The organism is Enterobacter sp. BIDMC 27, assembly GCF_000534415.1.
Taxonomy (GTDB): Bacteria; Pseudomonadota; Gammaproteobacteria; order Enterobacterales; family Enterobacteriaceae; genus Enterobacter; species Enterobacter hormaechei_C.
Map to the genome: position 1 here is coordinate 1,599,385 of NZ_KI973178.1, position 17,486 is coordinate 1,616,870.

Sequence of the window (17,486 nt, forward strand, 5' to 3'; positions counted from 1 at the left end):
TCAGAAGTCCACCGGGGCTTTGAACGTCATGGCGTTGCCGAAAGCAGGGTGGGTGATGGTGAGCGTCTGCGCATGCAGTTGCAGGCGCGGCGCTAACGCCAGCGCTTCCGGCGGCGCATAGAATCTGTCCCCCAGAATGGGGTGACCCATCGCAAGCATATGCACACGCAGCTGGTGGGAGCGCCCGGTAATCGGCTTCAGCAGGACGCGCGCGGTGTTATCCGGCGCGTACTCCAGCACTTCATACTCGGTTTGCGCGGCCTTGCCGGTTTCGTAACACACCTTCTGCTTTGGCCGGTTCGGCCAGTCGCAAATCAGCGGTAAATCCACCAGCCCTTCCGCCTGCGCCGGATGGCCCCAGACGCGCGCGACATACTGTTTCTTCGGCTCGCGCTCGCGGAACTGACGCTTCAGCTCGCGTTCTGCCGCTTTATTCAGAGCCACCACAATCACGCCGCTGGTCGCCATATCCAGACGATGGACCGACTCGGCCTGGGGATAATCACGCTGGATACGCGTCATCACGCTGTCTTTATGCTCTTCCAGACGCCCCGGCACGGATAACAAGCCGCTCGGCTTGTTAACCACCATAATGTGCTCGTCCTGATACAGAATGACCAGCCACGGATCCATCGGGGGATTGTAGGGCTCCATTACCATCTTGCGCTCCGCTTACTGATGCGTCACAACGATAAGACGCAGGGCGTCGAGACGCCATCCCGCCTGATTCAGGCTTTCCAGCACCTGCTGGCGGTTGCTCTCAATGGCGGCCAGCTCATCGTCACGAATGTTAGGGTTCACTGCTTTCAACGCTTCCAGACGCGACAGCTCGGCAGAAAGCTTCTCATCGGCTTCGCTACGCGCCGCATCGATCAGCACTCTGGCCGCTTTTTCGGCCTGGGCTTCACCCAGTTGCAGAATGGCATGCACGTCCTGCTGCACCGCATTCACCAGCTTACTGCCGGTATGGCGGTTCACCGCGCTCAGCTGACGGTTGAAGCTTTCAAACTCCACCTGGTCGGCCAGGTTCGTACCGTTTTTATCCAGCAGCAGACGCACCGGGGTTGGCGGCAGGAAGCGGTTAAGCTGAAGCTGTTTCGGCGCCTGCGCTTCCACAACGTAGATCAGCTCCACCAGCAGCGTGCCCACAGGCAAGGCTTTGTTCTTCAACAGGGAGATGGTGCTGCTGCCGGTATCGCCGGAGAGGATCAGATCCAGACCGTTGCGGATCAGCGGGTGCTCCCAGGTGATGAACTGTGCATCTTCGCGGGAAAGCGCCACATCACGCTCAAAGGTGATGGTGCAGCCGTCTTCCGGCAGGCCCGGGAAATCCGGCACCAGCATATGATCGGACGGGGTCAGCACGATCATGTTCTCGCCGCGATCGTCCTGGTTAATGCCGACGATGTCGAACAGGTTCATGGAGAAGCTGATCAGGCTGGTGTCATCGTCCTGTTCTTCGATACTTTCGGCCAGCTGCTGCGCTTTTTCACCGCCGTTGGAGTGGATCTCCAGCAGGCGATCGCGACCCTGCTCCAGCTGAGCTTTCAACGCGTCGTGCTTCTCTCGACAGGATTTGATCAGCTCATCAAAGCCCTCGGTGTTTTCCGGCGCCGCGAGGTAACCGATCAGATCGCTATGCACCTGGTCATAAATGGTGCGGCCCGTCGGGCAGGTATGTTCAAACGCATCCAGGCCTTCGTGGTACCAGCGAACCAGAACGGACTGGGCGGTTTTCTCCAGATACGGAACGTGGATCTGAATATCGTGCGCCTGACCGATACGATCCAGACGGCCGATACGCTGCTCCAGCAGATCCGGGTTAAACGGCAGATCGAACATCACCAGATTGCTGGCGAACTGGAAGTTACGGCCTTCAGAACCGATTTCGGAGCACAGCAGAACCTGCGCGCCGCTGTCCTCTTCACTAAACCACGCCGCAGCGCGGTCGCGCTCGATAATAGACATGCCTTCATGGAACACGGCGGCGCGAATACCTTCGCGCTCGCGCAGCACTTGTTCAAGTTGCAGGGCGGTGGCTGCCTTGGCGCAGATCACCAGCACCTTCCGGGAACGGTGCGCGGTCAGATAACCCATTAACCACTCCACGCGCGGATCGAAGTTCCACCAGGTGCCAGTGTCGCCTTCAAATTCCTGATAAATTTGCTCCGGGTAGAGCATATCGCGCGCGCGATCTTCCGCTGATTTACGGGTGCCCATAATGCCGGAGACTTTAATCGCCGTCTGGTACTGGGTCGGCAGCGGCAGTTTGATGGTGTGCAGCTCGCGTTTCGGGAAGCCTTTCACGCCGTTACGGGTGTTGCGGAACAGCACGCGGCTGGTGCCGTGACGGTCCATCAGCATGTCGATCAGCTCTTTACGCGCAGATCCCGCATTATCGCTGTCGCTGTTCGCGGCCTGAAGCAGCGGCTCAATATCCTGCTCGCCGATCAGATCGCTGAGGGTGTTAAGTTCATCATTAGAGAGACGATTACCGGCCAGCAGCAGCGCGACGGCGTCCGCCACCGGACGGTAGTTTTTCTGCTCTTCAACAAACTGCTCAAAATCGTGGAATCGGTTCGGATCGAGCAGGCGCAGACGGGCGAAGTGGCTCTCAAGACCCAGCTGCTCCGGGGTGGCGGTCAGAAGCAGAACGCCCGGTACGCGCTCGGCAAGCTGCTCAATCGCCATGTATTCACGGCTTGGCGCATCTTCGCTCCAGACGAGGTGGTGCGCTTCGTCGACGACCATCAGATCCCATTCTGCGTCGCACAGGTGCTCCAGGCGCTGCTTGCTGCGGCGTACGAAGTCCAGGGAGCAGATCACCAGCTGTTCGGTTTCAAACGGGTTGTCCGCGTCGTGCTGGGCTTCGGCATAGCGCTCGTCGTCGAACAGGGAGAAGCGCAGGTTAAAGCGGCGCAGCATCTCGACCAGCCACTGGTGTTGCAGCGTTTCCGGCACCACAATCAGCACGCGCTCGGCAGCGCCAGAGAGCAGCTGCTGGTGCAGGATCATGCCTGCTTCGATGGTTTTACCCAGGCCCACTTCGTCAGCCAGCAGCACGCGAGGCGCATGGCGACGGCCCACGTCATGGGCGATATTCAGCTGATGGGGAATAAGGCTGGTACGCTGGCCGCGCAGGCCGCTCCACGGCATGCGGTACTGTTCACTCTGGAACTTACGCGCGCGGTAGCGCAGGGAGAAGCGATCCATTCGGTCGATTTGCCCGGCAAACAGACGGTCCTGCGGCTTGCTGAAAACCAGTTTGCTGTCGAGCAGCACTTCACGCAGGATAACATTCGTCTCGTCGGTATCAAGACGCGTTCCAATGTAGGCGAGCAGTCCATTCTCTTCTTTTACGTCTTCAACCTTCAGCTGCCAGCCTTCGTGGCTGGTCACGGTGTCGCCCGGATTGAACATTACGCGGGTAACAGGGGAGTCATTGCGAGCGTACAGGCGGTTTTCACCGGTAGCAGGGAAAAGGAGGGTAACCATGCGCGCATCGACGGCAACGACGGTTCCTAATCCAAGTTCGCTTTCTGTATCGCTGATCCAGCGTTGACCAAGTGTAAAAGGCATAGTTGTTCGGCTCTAATCTTTAATTGCAGGCAATAGTTCGACCCCGTCAAAAAAGACGGTCATCGAAAAATGGGTCCGGGAATGGAAAGGGCGCTATGGTACTGGATGGCAACGGTTTCGTCACGCGTCAAAATAGCCCAAGTTGTCCTGTCACTAGTGTAGCAAAGTCGTCATTGATGAACGGTAAAATTCCCTCCGCAACCGGCTGAAGCTGGCGGGTCAGGTAGTGATCGTAATCGAGCGGAGACTGCTGGTAATCAACGGGTTCCGGGCCGTTAGTTGTCCAGACGTATTTGATCGTACCCCGGTTCTGATACTGCGGCGCACGGCCCCGGCGAACATTCTCTTCATCCGCCAGCCGCGCGGCGCGTACGTGGGGAGGAACGTTACGTTGATATTCGGCCAGCGGGCGGCGCAGGCGCTTGCGATACACCAGCTGGTCATCCAGTTCACCCGCCATCAGGCTGGCGATGGTGTCGCGCACGTAGTCCTGATACGGCTCGTTGCGAAACACCCGCAGGTAGAGCGTCTGCTGGAACTGCTGCGCCAGTGGCGTCCAGTCGGTGCGCACCGTCTCCAGCCCTTTAAAGACCATCCGCTGCGTGTCACCTTCCTGAATCAGCCCGGCGTAGCGCTTCTTGCTGCCCTGGTCGGTTCCGCGAATGGTCGGCATTAAAAAGCGGGTGAAATGGGTTTCAAACTCCAGCTCTAATGCGCTGGTTAACCGCTCTTTTTGCAAAGTTTCGCGCCACCAGTCGTTCACAAAGGCGACCAGATCTTTGCCGATTTGCGCGGCGTCGTCCTCCGAATGGGCGGCTTTCAGCCAGACAAAGGTGGAGTCGGTATCGCCATAAATCACGTCATAGCCCCGGGATTCAATCAGCGCTTTGGTCTGGCGCATAATGTCGTGCCCGCGCATGGTGATGGACGACGCCAGACGGGGATCAAAGAAGCGGCAGGCGCTAGTACCCAGCACGCCGTAAAAGGCGTTCATAATGATTTTCAGCGCCTGTGAGAGCGGCTTGTTGCCGTGGCGTTTCGCCTCGTCGCGGCCGTGCCAGATGTTTCCCACAAGCTCGGGCAGGCAGTGTTTTTCCCGCGAGAAGCGTGCCCCAAGAAAACCTTCGGTGCTGTGCGCATCGTCTGGCTGGGCCATCCCCTCCACCAGCCCCACCGGATCAATCAGAAACGTGCGGATAATGGACGGGTACAGGCTTTTATAATCCAGCACCAGCACCGAGTCATACAATCCTGGCCGGGAGTCCATCACGTACCCGCCGGGACTGGCCTGCGGCGGCACGTCCCCGAGGTTGGGGGCAACGTACCCTGCCCGGTGCATTCGCGGAAAATAGAGGTGGCTGAAGGCCGCTACCGAGCCGCCGTGCCTGTCGACCGCGAGACCGTTCACCGTCGCCCGCTCCAGCAGGAACGGCATGATCTCGGTTTTGTGGAAGATCAGCGTCACCAGCTCGCAATCTTTCAGGTTATAGGTAGCGAGCGCCGGCTTATCTTCATTAAAGCGCCGGTCGATCTCGTCCATTCGGTCCCAGGGATTGTCGATGGATTTACCTTCGCCGAGCAGCGCCTGGGCGACCGCTTCCAGCGAGAAGGAAGAGAAGTTCCAGAAGGCGGATTTCAGCGCCTCGATACCGTCGATAATCAGGCGACCGTTAGCCTGCGCGAAGAAAACACCGTTCTTAAAACCGTGCTCACGCCACTCCAGCTCGCTGTTGCCGCGCCCCAGAATCAGCGGGATACGGTAACGCTCGGCATGTTTTTGCAGCACGCGCAGGTCAAACTGCACTACGTTCCAGCCGATCAGAACATCCGGATCGTGCTCGGCAAACCACTGGTTAAGCTTCTCCAGCAGTTGCGGGCGGCTGTTGACGTACTCCAGATTAAAATCCAGCGCGGACGCATCGCCGTTCGGCGGCCCGAGCATATAGACAACCCGCTGCCCACAGCCTTCCAGGCCAATGCAGTACAGTTCGCCGTGGCGGGTGGTTTCAATATCCAGCGACACCCACTTTAGCGGCGGGCGATAGTGCGGATTAGGCTTCAGGCGCGCGTTAACGATCCTGCCGTTTTGCGCGGTGCCATCTACCCAGACGGGGGCGGTGATAAATCGCTCCATCAGAAAGCGTTCAGGCGGGCGAATGTCGGCCTCGTAAAGCGTCACGCCTGCTTCACGAAGCAGCTTTTCATAGCGCATCAACTGGCGATGGGCGCGGCAGTAGAGGCCGTAAACCGGCTGGCGGTGGAAATCTTTCAGTTGGAGCGGCGTAAGGCGCCAGTTGTTTTCGCCGCGTAGCAGTTGTTTCACTTTCTCGACGTGAGCTTCAGGAATAAAGGCCACGGACTCCTGCGGCGGGAGCGTAACGTTTAGTGGGCCGTTGTCCGTTGCCAGCCAGAATTCAACCTCAGTACCCTGAGGGGTATCCCGCCAGTGTCTGGTCAGTAAAAAGCCTTCTTGCGCCTGCGTCACGCCGATATCCCATAAAACAAAACCAGGCCTGATTATAGCCTGGTTGAGGGGTGTTTGCTGGGGTTTTATACAGTGCCCGTTCCGCCGGATGGCGCTGCGCTTATCCGGCCTACAGGTTCCGCAGGCCCGGTAAGCGCAGCGTCACCGGGTAAGGGTTTACTGGCCGTAGTAGGCTTTCGCGCCGTGCTTACGCAGGTAATGCTTATCCAGCAGGGTTTGCTGCATATCCGGCAGCTGCGGCGCCAGCTGGCGGCAGAAGATCCCCATATAGGCGACTTCCTCCAGCACGATCGCGTTGTGCACCGCGTCCTCCGCGTTTTTACCCCAGGCAAACGGGCCGTGGGAGTGCACCAGCACGCCGGGCATTTGCGCCGCGTCGATTCCCTGTTTTTCGAAGGTTTCGACAATCACGTTCCCCGTTTCCCATTCGTACTCACCGCCGATCTCCGCATCGGTCATCAGACGCGTGCAGGGAATGGTGCCGTAAAAGTAGTCCGCGTGGGTGGTGCCGGTGGCCGGAATAGGCTGGCCCGCCTGCGCCCAGATGGTCGCGTGACGCGAATGGGTATGCACAATCCCGCCGATGGTCGGGAAGGCCTGATACAGCAGGCGATGAGTGGGCGTATCGGAGGAGGGCTTTTTATTGCCTTCAACCACTTCACCCGTTTCGATGCTGACCACCACCATGTCTTCTGCGGTCATTACCGTGTAATCCACGCCGGAAGGCTTGATCACGAACACCCCTTTTTCCCGGTCAACGGCGCTGACGTTGCCCCATGTCAGGGTTACGAGGTTATGTTTTGGCAGCGCCAGGTTGGCTTCGAGTACCTGACGTTTGAGATCTTCTAACATTGTCGTCTCCTGCCGGATGGCGCTGCGCTTATCCGGCCTACAGAACCGTAGGCCCGGTAAACGAAGTGCCACCGGGCATTCAGGGCTTAGCGTTTTGAACCGTAATAGACTTCGTTCCAGCGCAGCGCGTCTTTAAAGGCTGGCAGACGGGTGTCGTTATCAATCACGGTCAGTTCGATGTCGTGCAGCTCGGCAAACTGACGCATATCGTTCAGGTCAAGCGCGTGGCTGAATACGGTGTGGTGCGCGCCGCCGGCCAGGATCCAGGCTTCCGAGGCGGTTGGCAGGTCAGGCTGTGCTTTCCACAAAGCGTTGGCGACCGGCAGTTTCGGCAGAGAATGCGGGGTTTCAACCGCATCGACGCAGTTCACCAGCAGGCGGAAACGATCGCCGAGGTCAATCAGGCTGGCGTTAATGGCCGGGCCGGTACGGGTGTTGAAGATCAGACGGGCCGGATCCGCTTTGCCGCCAATGCCGAGGTACTGCACGTCGAGGATCGGTTTCTCTTCAACCGCGATGGATGGACACACTTCCAGCATGTGCGAGCCGAGCACCAGATCGTTGCCGTTCTCGAAGTGGTAGGTGTAGTCCTCCATAAAAGAGGTGCCGCCCTGTAGACCGGTCGACATCACCTTCATGATGCGAAGCAGAGCGGCAGTTTTCCAGTCGCCTTCGCCCGCAAAGCCGTAGCCCTGCTGCATCAGACGTTGTACCGCCAGACCCGGGAGCTGTTTCAGGCCGTGGAGATCTTCAAAGGTGGTGGTGAAGGCATGGAAGCCGCCCTGTTCCAGAAAACGCTTCATGCCCAGCTCAATACGTGCGGCATCCAGCACGTTCTGGCGCTTGTCACCGTTGACCTGTGCCGCAGGCGTCAGGCGATAGCTGCTTTCGTACTCGTCCACCAGCGCGTTAACGTCGCCATCGCTGATGTCATTCACCACCTGCACCAGGTCGCCCACCGCCCAGGTGTTGACGGAGAAGCCAAATTTAATCTGCGCGGCCACTTTATCACCGTCGGTGACCGCCACTTCGCGCATGTTGTCGCCGAAACGCACCACTTTCAGGTGGCGGGTATCCTGCTTAGATACCGCCTGACGCATCCAGGAGCCAATGCGTTTTTGTGCCTGACCGTCCTGCCAGTGCCCGGTCACCACGGCATGCTGTTGACGCATGCGCGCGCCGATGAAGCCGAACTCGCGGCCGCCGTGCGCGGTCTGGTTCAGGTTCATGAAGTCCATGTCGATGCTGTCCCACGGCAGGGAGGCGTTGAACTGCGTGTGGAATTGCAGCAGCGGTTTGTTGAGGATAGCCAGGCCGTTGATCCACATTTTGGCTGGCGAGAAGGTGTGCAGCCACACCACCAGGCCAGCGCATTTGTCATCGTAATTGGCATCGCGGCAAATGTTGGTGATTTCGTCCGGGGTGGTACCCAGCGGCTTCAGCACCAGTTTGCACGGCAGTTTGGCTTCCGCGTTCAGCGCATTCACAACGTGCTCCGCGTGTTTCGTCACCTGCTGCAACGCTTCCGGTCCGTACAAATGCTGGCTGCCAATCACAAACCACACTTCATAATTATTAAAAATGGTCATTATCGTGTCCTTAATGTGTCAGGGTTGCCGTAGTATCCGCGGTGCTTTTGGCCGGGGCGGCGACAGGGAGATAGTGAAGTTCGGCGCTTTTTGCCCATTGCTGGTAGCGCTGATAAAGCTGTTCAAAGCGTTGTGCCTGCTGAGTCTGCGGCTGGAGCGTACTTTCGACGGCGCTCGCCATATGCTGTTGCGCGGTCGGGATATCCGCATGTACGCCTGCGGCCACGGCAGCGAAAATCGCCGCGCCCAGCGCACAGCACTGATCGGAGGCCACAATTTGCAGCGGCCGGTTCAGCACGTCGCAGCAGGCCTGCATAATCACCGGGTTTTTACGGGCGATGCCGCCCAGCGCCATCACGTTGTTCACGTCAATGCCCTGCCCGGTGAAGCACTCCATAATGGCGCGCGCGCCGAATGCGGTGGCGGCGATCAGGCCGCCAAACAGCGCGGGCGCGTCGGTCGCGAGGTTGAGATCGGTAATCACCCCTTTCAGACGCTGGTTGGCAAACGGCGTACGACGCCCGTTGAACCAGTCCAGCACCACCGGCAGGTGGTCGAGAGACGGATTTTTTGCCCAGGCTTCGGTGAGCTGCGGCAGGAGCTGTTTTTTGCTCGCGGTAATCTGTGTTTTCAGTTCAGGATGCGCGGCTGCCAGCTGATCCAGCGGCCAGCCGAGCACACGGCCAAACCAGGCGTAGATATCGCCGAAGGCGGACTGACCCGCTTCGAGGCCGATAAAATCGGGTACCACGCTGCCGTCAACCTGACCGCAGATGCCTTTCACCGCGCGGTCGCCGACGCTGGCTTTATCTGCCGTCAGAATGTCACAGGTGGAGGTGCCGATAACTTTCACCAGCGTGTTGGGCTGCGCACCCGCGCCCACGGCACCCATATGGCAGTCGAACGCGCCGCCGGAAATGGTCACGTTTTGCGGCAGACCGAGGCGTTTCGCCCACTCTTCGCAGAGCGTGCCGACCGGAATATCGGCGGTGAAGGTGTCGATAAACAGCGGGTATGTCAGGTTTTTGTTGATGATCGGGTCGAGTTCATCGAAGAACGTTGCCGGAGGCAGCCCCCCCCAGCTTTCATGCCACAGCGATTTATGCCCGGCGCTGCAACGGCCGCGGCGGATATCCTGCGGGCGAGTGGTACCGGAGAGCAGGGCGGGAACCCAGTCGCATAGCTCAATCCATGATGCCGCTGCCTGTGCGACCGACGCGTCCGCGCGGGTAACGTGCAGGATCTTGGCCCAGAACCACTCGCTGGAGTAAATTCCGCCGATATACCGTGAGTAGTCAGTTTTGCCCGGCTGATGGCATAAGCGGGTGATGGCTTCCGCCTCTTCCACGGCGGTATGGTCTTTCCACAGCACAAACATGGCGTTCGGGTTGTCGGCAAACTCCGGTCGCAGCGCCAGTACGCGGCCTTCGGCATCGACAGGAGCAGGCGTTGAGCCAGTGCTGTCGACGCCAATCCCCACGACATCGGCCCGCTGGGCGTCCGTCAACTCCGCCAGCACGGTTTTGATCGCCGCTTCCATTGATTCAATGTAATCACGCGGGTGGTGGCGGAACTGGTTGTTCGGCGCATCGCAGTAGCGCCCCTCTTGCCAGCGCGGATACCACTCAACGCTGGTTGCTATCTCCTGGCCAGTCGTACAGTCCACTGCCAGCGCGCGAACTGAGTCGCTGCCAAAATCGAGGCCAATTGCAATTGCCATGGTGTTGCTCCATCCAAAAAACAGGTATGGAAGAACATTAGAGACTGGGGACAAAAATCGTCAGGCAGGATCCGCTAATCTTATGGACTAAATTGCTGTAGCCACGCAAAGTGTGACGCCGTGCAAATATTCTATGTGGACATTTCTGCCGCACTTATAGACACTTTTGTTACTGCTTATCTGCCCGTACTGGCGGACAAATCAGGGGAAAAGGCTGAAACATGGCGGACGTAAAAGAGGCGTGATGCTTTTTGGATCTTTTCGCGGGCCATTTTTATACTGCTTTTATCGATATGGACAATTGGTTTCCTTCAGGACCCTTGGGAGAACTGAATCTATGGCCGAACCGCAAAACGATCCCTTACTGCCGGGCTACTCATTTAACGCCCATCTGGTGGCGGGGCTGACGCCAATTGAGGCCGAGGGATATCTCGATTTTTACGTCGATCGCCCTCTTGGCATGAAGGGATATATCCTCAACCTGACCGTACGCGGAGAAGGGGTCGTCAAAAACGGGGATCAGCAGTTTATCTGCCGCCCCGGTGATATGCTGCTGTTCCCGCCGGGGGAGATCCACCACTACGGGCGCCATCCGGATGCCAAAGAGTGGTATCACCAGTGGGTCTATTTCCGTCCGCGCGCCTACTGGCAGGAGTGGCTCTCGTGGCCGGCCATTTTCGCCCATACCGGTTTATATCGCCCGGATGAGGCGCATCTGGCGCAGTTCCGTGAGCTGTTCGCACAGATTATTGAGGCAGGGCAGGCGGGCGGGCGCTACGCCGAACTGCTGGCCATCAACCTGCTTGAACAGGTGCTGCTGCGCCGCATGGAGGCCATCAACGAGTCGCTTAATCCGCCGCTGGACAACCGCGTCCGCGACGCCTGCCAGTACATCAGCGACCACCTTGCCGACAGCCAGTTTGATATTGCCAGCGTCGCCCAGCATGTGTGCCTGTCGCCGTCACGGCTCTCTCATCTGTTCCGCCAGCAGCTTGGCGTGAGCGTACTCAGCTGGCGTGAGGATCAGCGCATCAGCCAGGCGAAGCTGCTGCTCAGCACCACCCGAATGCCTATCGCCACCGTCGGGCGTAACGTCGGCTTTGAAGATCAGCTCTATTTCTCTCGCGTGTTTAAGAAGTGCACCGGTGCCAGCCCGAGCGAATTCCGTGCGGGATGTGAATAATCGGTAAACATTCAGGTGAACTTCAGGCGCATCTTGTAAACTATTCAGACAATTGATGCCTTGACGCGGTGCAGGGCGCTAAGCAGAATCGCTGATTCGTTTTCTGACCGGAATAGTTATGCAGGCATTGCTGGAACATTTTATTACCCAGTCCGTTATGTATTCGCTCATCGCCGTGGCGCTGGTGGCGTTTCTGGAGTCGCTGGCGCTGGTCGGGCTGATCCTGCCCGGCACCGTGATGATGGCGGGGCTTGGGGCGCTTATCGGCAGCGGCGAGGTCAATTTCTGGCAGGCGTGGATGGCCGGTATCATCGGTTGTTTGCTGGGGGACTGGATCTCCTTCTGGCTGGGCTGGCGCTTTAAGAAGCCGCTGCACCGCTGGTCGTTCATGAAAAAAAACAAAGCGCTGCTGGATAAAACCGAGCACGCGCTGCACCAGCACAGCATGTTCACTATCCTTGTGGGGCGCTTCGTTGGCCCAACGCGCCCGCTGGTGCCGATGGTGGCCGGGATGCTGGATCTGCCCGTCGCGAAGTTTGTGGTGCCGAACATCATCGGCTGCGTTTTCTGGCCGCCGTTCTACTTCCTGCCGGGGATCCTGGCGGGCGCGGCCATCGATATTCCTGACGGTATGCAAAGCGGCGAGTTCAAGTGGCTGCTGCTGGGAACGGCGGTCCTGCTGTGGCTGGCGGTCTGGCTCTGCTGGCGCCTGTGGCGCAGCGCGAAAGCCAGTGTTGATCGCCTGACGCGCTATCTTCCGCGCACGCGCCTGCTCTGGCTGGCCCCGCTGACGCTGGGAGTGGCTGTCGTGGCGCTGGTGGCGCTGATTCGCCACCCGCTGATGCCGGTGTACGGTGAGATCCTGTTGAAGGTGGTGAGCCGTTAAACGCCGGGCGGCACTCCGTTTGCCCGGCCTACGGTCTTATACCCAGTAATCCTGACGCGCTTTCTTTCCCGCTCATTAAGGCGTCGGTTGTTCCATCCCACAAAATACGTCCCTCCGCGATCACTACCGATCGCGGCGCGATGCGTGCGGCATCTTCGATGCTATGCGAAACCATCAGCATCGTCAGTTGCTCGCGCTCGCAAACCTCCTCAACCAGCGAGAGCATCTCCTGACGCAGGGCCGGGTCGAGCGCCGAAAAGGGTTCGTCGAGCAGCAGCAGCGGCTGCTTGCGCACCAGACAGCGTGCCAGCGCCACGCGCTGGCGCTGGCCGCCGGAAAGCTCACCCGGTAGTCTGTTGATAAACGCAGCCAGGCCCATTTGTTCGGCGATCGCCTCCAGCGTCTGACGCTGCGCAACACTGAGCTTTAACCCCGGATCCATACCCAGCGCGATGTTCTGCCACACCGTAAGATGATTGAACAGATTGTTTTCCTGGAACAGCATCGACACCGGGCGCGTAGCCGGCGGAGCGTAGGTATATTCGCCATTATCAATGACGATCGACCCGCTGGCAGGCTGCAAAAAACCGGCAATCAGATTGAGCAGGGTACTTTTTCCGGCCCCGCTGGGGCCAAGCACTGCGATTCGCTCTCCCTGACGAACGGAGAGGGTAAAACGCATTGGCAGGTGCTCATAAAGCCAGGTTACATCAGTCAGTTTTAACATCACGCCCCGGAAGTTTTTCGATAACGGTAAATAACGCAAAGCACAGCACCAGCAGTAAAAGTGCCGTGACGGCGCCGTCCTGGCTACGATAGGAGCCAATTTGCTGATAAAGCCAGAACGGCAGCGTGCGGAAATCCTCGTTGCCAAAGAGGGCCACAACGCCAAAATCGCCAATCGACAGCACGCAGGCAAACGCCAGCGCCTGAGCCAGCGGACGCTTTAGCGCGCGCTGTTCGACCACCTTCAGACGCTGCCAGCCCTGCATGCCCAGCGACTGACACAGCAAACTGTAGCGGCTGTTGACGTCGCGCATCGGGTTTTCCAGCACCTTGAGCGCGTAAGGGATAGCCATCAGTGCGTTGGTAAAAATGACGATGCCGTCGGCGCTTTCCGGCAGGCCGATGGTGCTGTTGAACAGTAAAAAGAATCCGGTCGCCAGCACAATACCCGGCATCGCCAGGATCAGCATACCCGTCAGTTCCAGCGCGTGTCCGGCTTTACGGGCATGACGCGCGTACAGCTCGCGGCTGCTCCAGAGCAGCATCATGGTCAGGATCACGCACAGCAGCCCGGCTGCCAGCGCGATGCGCAATGAGGTCCACGTCGCCTGCCACAGGACAGGCTGTTGCAGTACCGACAACACATTGCGATTCAGGCCATCAACGATAACGGCCAGCAGCGGGGGCAGCAGAAGCAGGAGGGCCAGCGCGATCAGCATAAAATCCGCGACGCGGCTGTGCAGGCTGTCCTGCGGATCGCGCCAGCCTGTCAAGTGATTGCTGCCTGTGGGGATCGCTTTACTCAGCCGCTGGCTGAGTAACACCAGCGCCAGGCAGCAGACCATCTGCACCATCGCCAGCAGCGCGGCGCGGCCCGGATCGTAGTCGTAACTTAAGGCCTGATAGATCGCCAGCTCAATGGTGGTGGCCTGCGGCCCGCCGCCGAGAGAAAGCACGGTCGCGAAGCTGGCGAAGCAGAGCATAAAGATTAGCGCGGCCACCGGGGCAATCTGGCGTCGCAGCCACGGCCATTCGACAAAGCGGAAGAACGACCAGCCGCGCATGCCAAGCTGGGCGGCAATCTGACGCTGCTCCCCGGGAATGTTTTCCAGCGCCTGTAAAAAGAGGCGCGTCGCCATCGGCATATTGAAAAAAATATGCGCCAGCAGAATGCCTTTCAGGCCGTAAGGGGAGAAGGTCCATTCCAGACCAAGCAGGTTGAAGAGGGATGCCAGCCAGCCCTGCCGACCGTAGACGCTCAGAATACCGAACACCGCCACCAGCACGGGCAGGATCAGCGTCATCGCGCACAGCCGCAGCAGGGCAAGCCTGCCGGGGAAACGTCTGCGATAGAGGGCGCGTGCAAGGAAAATGGCCGGGATCGTCGACAGCAGCGCGGAGAGAAACGCCTGCCAGAAGGAGAAACGGATGACGTGCCAGAGATAGCTGTCGTGCCAGAGGGCGAGCAGATCGCTCTCTGGCGCGTTAAACCACAGCGCAAGGAATGCACCCAGGCTGACGACCACCATCAGTATGGCGGCGAGCAGCCCGGGAACTAACCAGCCGGGGATCAGCGGCTGACGGCGCGTTGCCATTCACTAATCCATGCGGCGCGCTGGGCGGCAACCTGCTGCGACGTAAATTCCAGTGAGGTTTGCGGCTTGTTTAGCTGCTCAAAGCCTGCCGGCAGCGCAACGTCAGTGACCGGGTACATCCAGTTTCCTGTCGGAATAGCATTCTGGAATGCCGGGGAGACCATAAATTTCAGGAATTTTTCGGCAAGCTCCGGCTGTTTGCTCGCGGCGGTGCGGGCGGCCACTTCCACCTGCAAATAATGCCCTTCAGCAAAGTTCGCGGCGGCGTAGTTATCCTTTTTCTCGGCGATAATGTGGTAGGCCGGAGAGGTAGTGTAGCTCAGCACCAGATCGCTTTCGCCTTTCAGGAACAGGCCGTAGGCTTCGCTCCAGCCTTTGGTGACGGTAACGGTTTTCGCGGCCAGCTTCTGCCACGCTTCCGGCGTTTTATCCCCGTAGACTTTCTGCATCCACAATAGCAGCCCCAGACCCGGGGTGCTGGTACGCGGATCTTCATAAATTACGCGCCATTTCTGGTCACTTTCGACCAGCTCTTTCAGGCTTTTGGGCGGATTCTTCAGCTTGTTTTTATCGTAGACAAACGCAAAGTAACCGTAATCAAAGGGAACGAAGGTGTCGTTTTTCCAGCCGCCCGGTACGTTGACGGCATCTGCCGCCAAACCGCTTTTGGCGAACAGTCTGGTTTGGGTGGCGGCTTCCAGCAGGTTGTTATCCAGCCCGAGCACCACGTCGGCTTTGCTGTTTTTGCCTTCCATGCGCAGACGGTTGAGCAGCGAGACGCCATCTTCCAGCGCCACGAATTTCAGCTCGCAGTTGCAGTCGGCTTCAAAGGCTTTTTTTACCACCGGGCCGGGGCCCCAGTCGGCGGAGAAGGAGTCGTAGGTATAGACCGTCAGAACGGGCTTAGCAAAAACAGGCAGCGCAAACAGCGCCAGCAGAGGAAGAACGTTTTTTAACACTTTGCACCTCAGGGTTGAGTGGCAAAGGATTTTGAGAGACAGCCTCAAATCCCTTCGCCGGCGTTATCCGGATCAGGTTCGACGGGTATTATCTCAGCGCACATCAGTGATGCAGCACCCCGTTGAGAACGGCGCTATTGTAATGATTTGGTGAATATTACGAAAGCGTTATGGCTCCGGCGGCGCAAACCAGGCGGATTTAAAATCAAACCAGCCGAGGGTATTCATCCGCAGGCCGCGCATGCTGCGTTGCCCCTGGATCAGCAGCCAGTGGTGAATCAGCGGTACGATCGTCTGCCCGGTCAGTAATTCCTGACACCAGGCGGCCAGATCCATTTCTCCCGCGCGCCACCGCGCGGCGTCCTGCTGCCAGTCCCGGTTGATACAGTGCTGAATCAGGGGCACTTCGTACAGGTGAGAAAAGAGCGAGAAATCAAGCGGCAGCGTAAAGTTTGCGCTGTTGAGCCAGATATCGCTGATGACGTCTCCGCGATGCCATTCATCATAATCGACTTCCTGTATCGCCAGCGTCACGCCTTCGGCTGCCAGCAGCGTGCTCATGATCCTCGCCAGAAAACGATGCTCAATGTGATCGCGATAGTAGCTGAGGGTGATGGTCTCCAGTCCGGCAGGCTTTTCACTGCGGACGGGCTGCGCATGGTGCCAGCGTGGGAGCAGGCCATAGGCCGGGAACCACCAGGTCTGGTATTGCTCCTCTGCGTGATAAATCAGGTTAGCGGGCGCCAGAATATGGCTTATCCACCTGCGGACGTCGTGGTTTGCCCCGCGATGGCTGCGGCCATCAAAGAGCAGGTAGTAGCAGCCCTCCTCCAGGCGGCTTTCGAACGCCTTTTCACCGGCTGTTGGTCCTTCCAGGGTCAGGCCTGCGCTCAGCTCTTCATTGAGATCCGGTAACACCCAGACGTTCACTTCGTCGATCAACGCCCTATAGCCAAAGTAATCATCAAAGGCGCGGATCTTCAGCTGATTACTGTTATTTCGTGTAACGGAGTAGGGGCCCGTACCAATCGGCTGGCTGGAAAAATTGTTCAGGGAGCGCCACTCGGCAGGCAGGATCATTGATGGCACGTAGCCCAGAAGCCACGGAAGCCATTTGTCCGGCTGCGAAAGCTCAATATCCAGCGTCCAGGCCGTTGGAGAGTGGATCCGTGCGATATGCGAATAGAGCGGCAGCGTGCGGGCGCGCTCTAAAGAGGCGATAACGTCGCGCATCTCCAGCTCGCGTCCATGGTGGAAATGAATGCCGGGGCGTAGAAAGAAGCGCCAGTGCAGCGGAGACACCTGTTGCCAGTGATGGGCAATATCCGCTTCCAGTTCCCCGTTTTCCTCATTTATCCGCGTCAGGCCGCTGAAAATCTGCCGGGCCATGTGGGTTTCAGAGCGACGTAACGCCGTACCGGGCAACAGATTTTTCATTGGGCGGTAGTAAAGTACCCGCAGAATGTGGCGTCCCTGACGAAAGCTGCGTCCCAGATGCGAGACCAGCATCTGGCGCACGGCGGCTTTGTCGCCCACCAGCTGGACCAGCTGATCGATGCGGTCCTGCTCCAGCAGATCCTCCGCCCGCTGTTGCTGTAACGCCAGGCCGGTATAAAGGAAAGTCAGGCGCGAACGCTTGCCGCGTCCGGCTTCGGCCTCCCAGTTTAGCCAGCCCTGCTGCTGCATGGTATTAAGGAGCGTGCGCATATGACGCCGGGAGCAGTTGAGGAGCTCGGCCAGCTCGTTCAGCGTGGTCTCCTGCGATTGCCCCTCGCAGCACTGCCAGAGGCGGATAAATTGTTGTTGCAGACGACCGGAAGGCATAAAAGGGGAACTCCTGACAAAAAATCAGCAATTTATTAATCCCTATATTAAGCCAATAATCCTTTTCGATGAAGCGAGGAGGTAAATT

12 protein-coding genes and 1 riboswitch are annotated in these 17,486 nt (G+C 58.6%); of the genes, 2 read left to right on the top strand and 10 right to left on the bottom strand.

Annotated elements, in window-relative coordinates:
* The 6 genes from rluA to araB all read right to left on the bottom strand — a co-directional run bounded on the left by rluA (position 1) and on the right by araB (position 10,225).
* Entirely contained in the window at positions 1-660 is a 660-nt protein-coding gene (rluA, locus tag L463_RS14940; protein ID WP_003856412.1) for a bifunctional tRNA pseudouridine(32) synthase/23S rRNA pseudouridine(746) synthase RluA, read from the bottom strand.
* A 12-nt stretch (positions 661-672) separates the two neighbouring features.
* Complete coding sequence (gene rapA, locus L463_RS14935) at positions 673-3,579, bottom strand: RNA polymerase-associated protein RapA (protein ID WP_032103039.1); 2,907 nt, start codon at positions 3,577-3,579, stop codon at positions 673-675.
* 127 nt (positions 3,580-3,706) lie between these two features.
* Entirely contained in the window at positions 3,707-6,064 is a 2,358-nt protein-coding gene (polB, locus tag L463_RS14930) for a DNA polymerase II (protein ID WP_032673117.1), read from the bottom strand.
* Between the two features lie 156 nt (positions 6,065-6,220).
* Positions 6,221-6,916, bottom strand: coding sequence for an L-ribulose-5-phosphate 4-epimerase (gene araD / locus L463_RS14925; RefSeq protein WP_023295910.1), 696 nt, complete (start codon positions 6,914-6,916; stop codon positions 6,221-6,223).
* 86 nt (positions 6,917-7,002) lie between these two features.
* On the bottom strand, positions 7,003-8,505 hold the full coding sequence (gene araA / locus L463_RS14920) for an L-arabinose isomerase (RefSeq protein ID WP_015572656.1): 1,503 nt from the start codon (positions 8,503-8,505) through the stop codon (positions 7,003-7,005).
* A gap of 10 nt (positions 8,506-8,515) precedes the next feature.
* Complete coding sequence (araB, locus tag L463_RS14915; protein ID WP_023295911.1) at positions 8,516-10,225, bottom strand: ribulokinase; 1,710 nt, start codon at positions 10,223-10,225, stop codon at positions 8,516-8,518.
* A 337-nt stretch (positions 10,226-10,562) separates the two neighbouring features.
* Here araB and araC point away from each other — a divergent pair, with 337 nt between their 5' ends.
* Together araC and L463_RS14905 are read left to right on the top strand one after the other, a co-directional pair.
* Positions 10,563-11,408, top strand: a complete 846-nt coding sequence (gene araC / locus L463_RS14910; protein ID WP_003856402.1) for an arabinose operon transcriptional regulator AraC — start codon at positions 10,563-10,565, stop codon at positions 11,406-11,408.
* A 118-nt stretch (positions 11,409-11,526) separates the two neighbouring features.
* Positions 11,527-12,294 carry a DedA family protein gene (locus tag L463_RS14905; protein WP_017383796.1) on the top strand — a complete coding sequence of 256 codons (768 nt, stop codon included), beginning with the start codon at positions 11,527-11,529 and terminating at the stop codon, positions 12,292-12,294.
* A gap of 28 nt (positions 12,295-12,322) precedes the next feature.
* Here the strand turns inward: L463_RS14905 and thiQ are convergent, their stop codons facing one another.
* The 4 genes from thiQ to sgrR all read right to left on the bottom strand — a co-directional run bounded on the left by thiQ (position 12,323) and on the right by sgrR (position 17,398).
* Positions 12,323-13,021: a thiamine ABC transporter ATP-binding protein ThiQ gene (gene thiQ, locus L463_RS14900; protein WP_032103038.1), complete on the bottom strand. Its 699-nt coding sequence runs from the start codon at positions 13,019-13,021 to the stop codon at positions 12,323-12,325.
* Positions 13,005-14,615 carry a thiamine/thiamine pyrophosphate ABC transporter permease ThiP gene (gene thiP, locus L463_RS14895; RefSeq protein ID WP_032103037.1) on the bottom strand — a complete coding sequence of 537 codons (1,611 nt, stop codon included), beginning with the start codon at positions 14,613-14,615 and terminating at the stop codon, positions 13,005-13,007. Before thiP ends, thiQ begins: the two co-directional genes overlap by 17 nt.
* A complete protein-coding gene (thiB, locus tag L463_RS14890) occupies positions 14,591-15,574 on the bottom strand; it encodes a thiamine ABC transporter substrate binding subunit (RefSeq protein ID WP_017694523.1) in 984 nt (327 codons plus the stop codon). The genes thiP and thiB overlap by 25 nt, the downstream gene beginning before the upstream one ends.
* A gap of 31 nt (positions 15,575-15,605) precedes the next feature.
* Positions 15,606-15,706, bottom strand: a riboswitch (TPP riboswitch).
* A gap of 36 nt (positions 15,707-15,742) precedes the next feature.
* Positions 15,743-17,398, bottom strand: coding sequence for an HTH-type transcriptional regulator SgrR (gene sgrR, locus L463_RS14885; RefSeq protein ID WP_023295914.1), 1,656 nt, complete (start codon positions 17,396-17,398; stop codon positions 15,743-15,745).
* Positions 17,399-17,486: the final 88 nt, after the last annotated feature.

Bases quoted from the DNA above. Each gene is read 5' to 3' on its own strand.
- rluA (WP_003856412.1), bottom strand. From the start codon at position 660: ATGGTAATGGAGCCCTACAATCCCCCGATGGATCCGTGGCTGGTCATT.
- rapA (WP_032103039.1), bottom strand. From the start codon at position 3,579: ATGCCTTTTACACTTGGTCAACGCTGGATCAGCGATACAGAAAGCGAA.
- araD (WP_023295910.1), bottom strand. From the start codon at position 6,916: ATGTTAGAAGATCTCAAACGTCAGGTACTCGAAGCCAACCTGGCGCTG.
- araA (WP_015572656.1), bottom strand. From the start codon at position 8,505: ATGACCATTTTTAATAATTATGAAGTGTGGTTTGTGATTGGCAGCCAG.
- araB (WP_023295911.1), bottom strand. From the start codon at position 10,225: ATGGCAATTGCAATTGGCCTCGATTTTGGCAGCGACTCAGTTCGCGCG.
- araC (WP_003856402.1), top strand. From the start codon at position 10,563: ATGGCCGAACCGCAAAACGATCCCTTACTGCCGGGCTACTCATTTAAC.
- L463_RS14905 (WP_017383796.1), top strand. From the start codon at position 11,527: ATGCAGGCATTGCTGGAACATTTTATTACCCAGTCCGTTATGTATTCG.
- thiQ (WP_032103038.1), bottom strand. From the start codon at position 13,021: ATGTTAAAACTGACTGATGTAACCTGGCTTTATGAGCACCTGCCAATG.
- thiP (WP_032103037.1), bottom strand. From the start codon at position 14,615: ATGGCAACGCGCCGTCAGCCGCTGATCCCCGGCTGGTTAGTTCCCGGG.
- sgrR (WP_023295914.1), bottom strand. From the start codon at position 17,398: ATGCCTTCCGGTCGTCTGCAACAACAATTTATCCGCCTCTGGCAGTGC.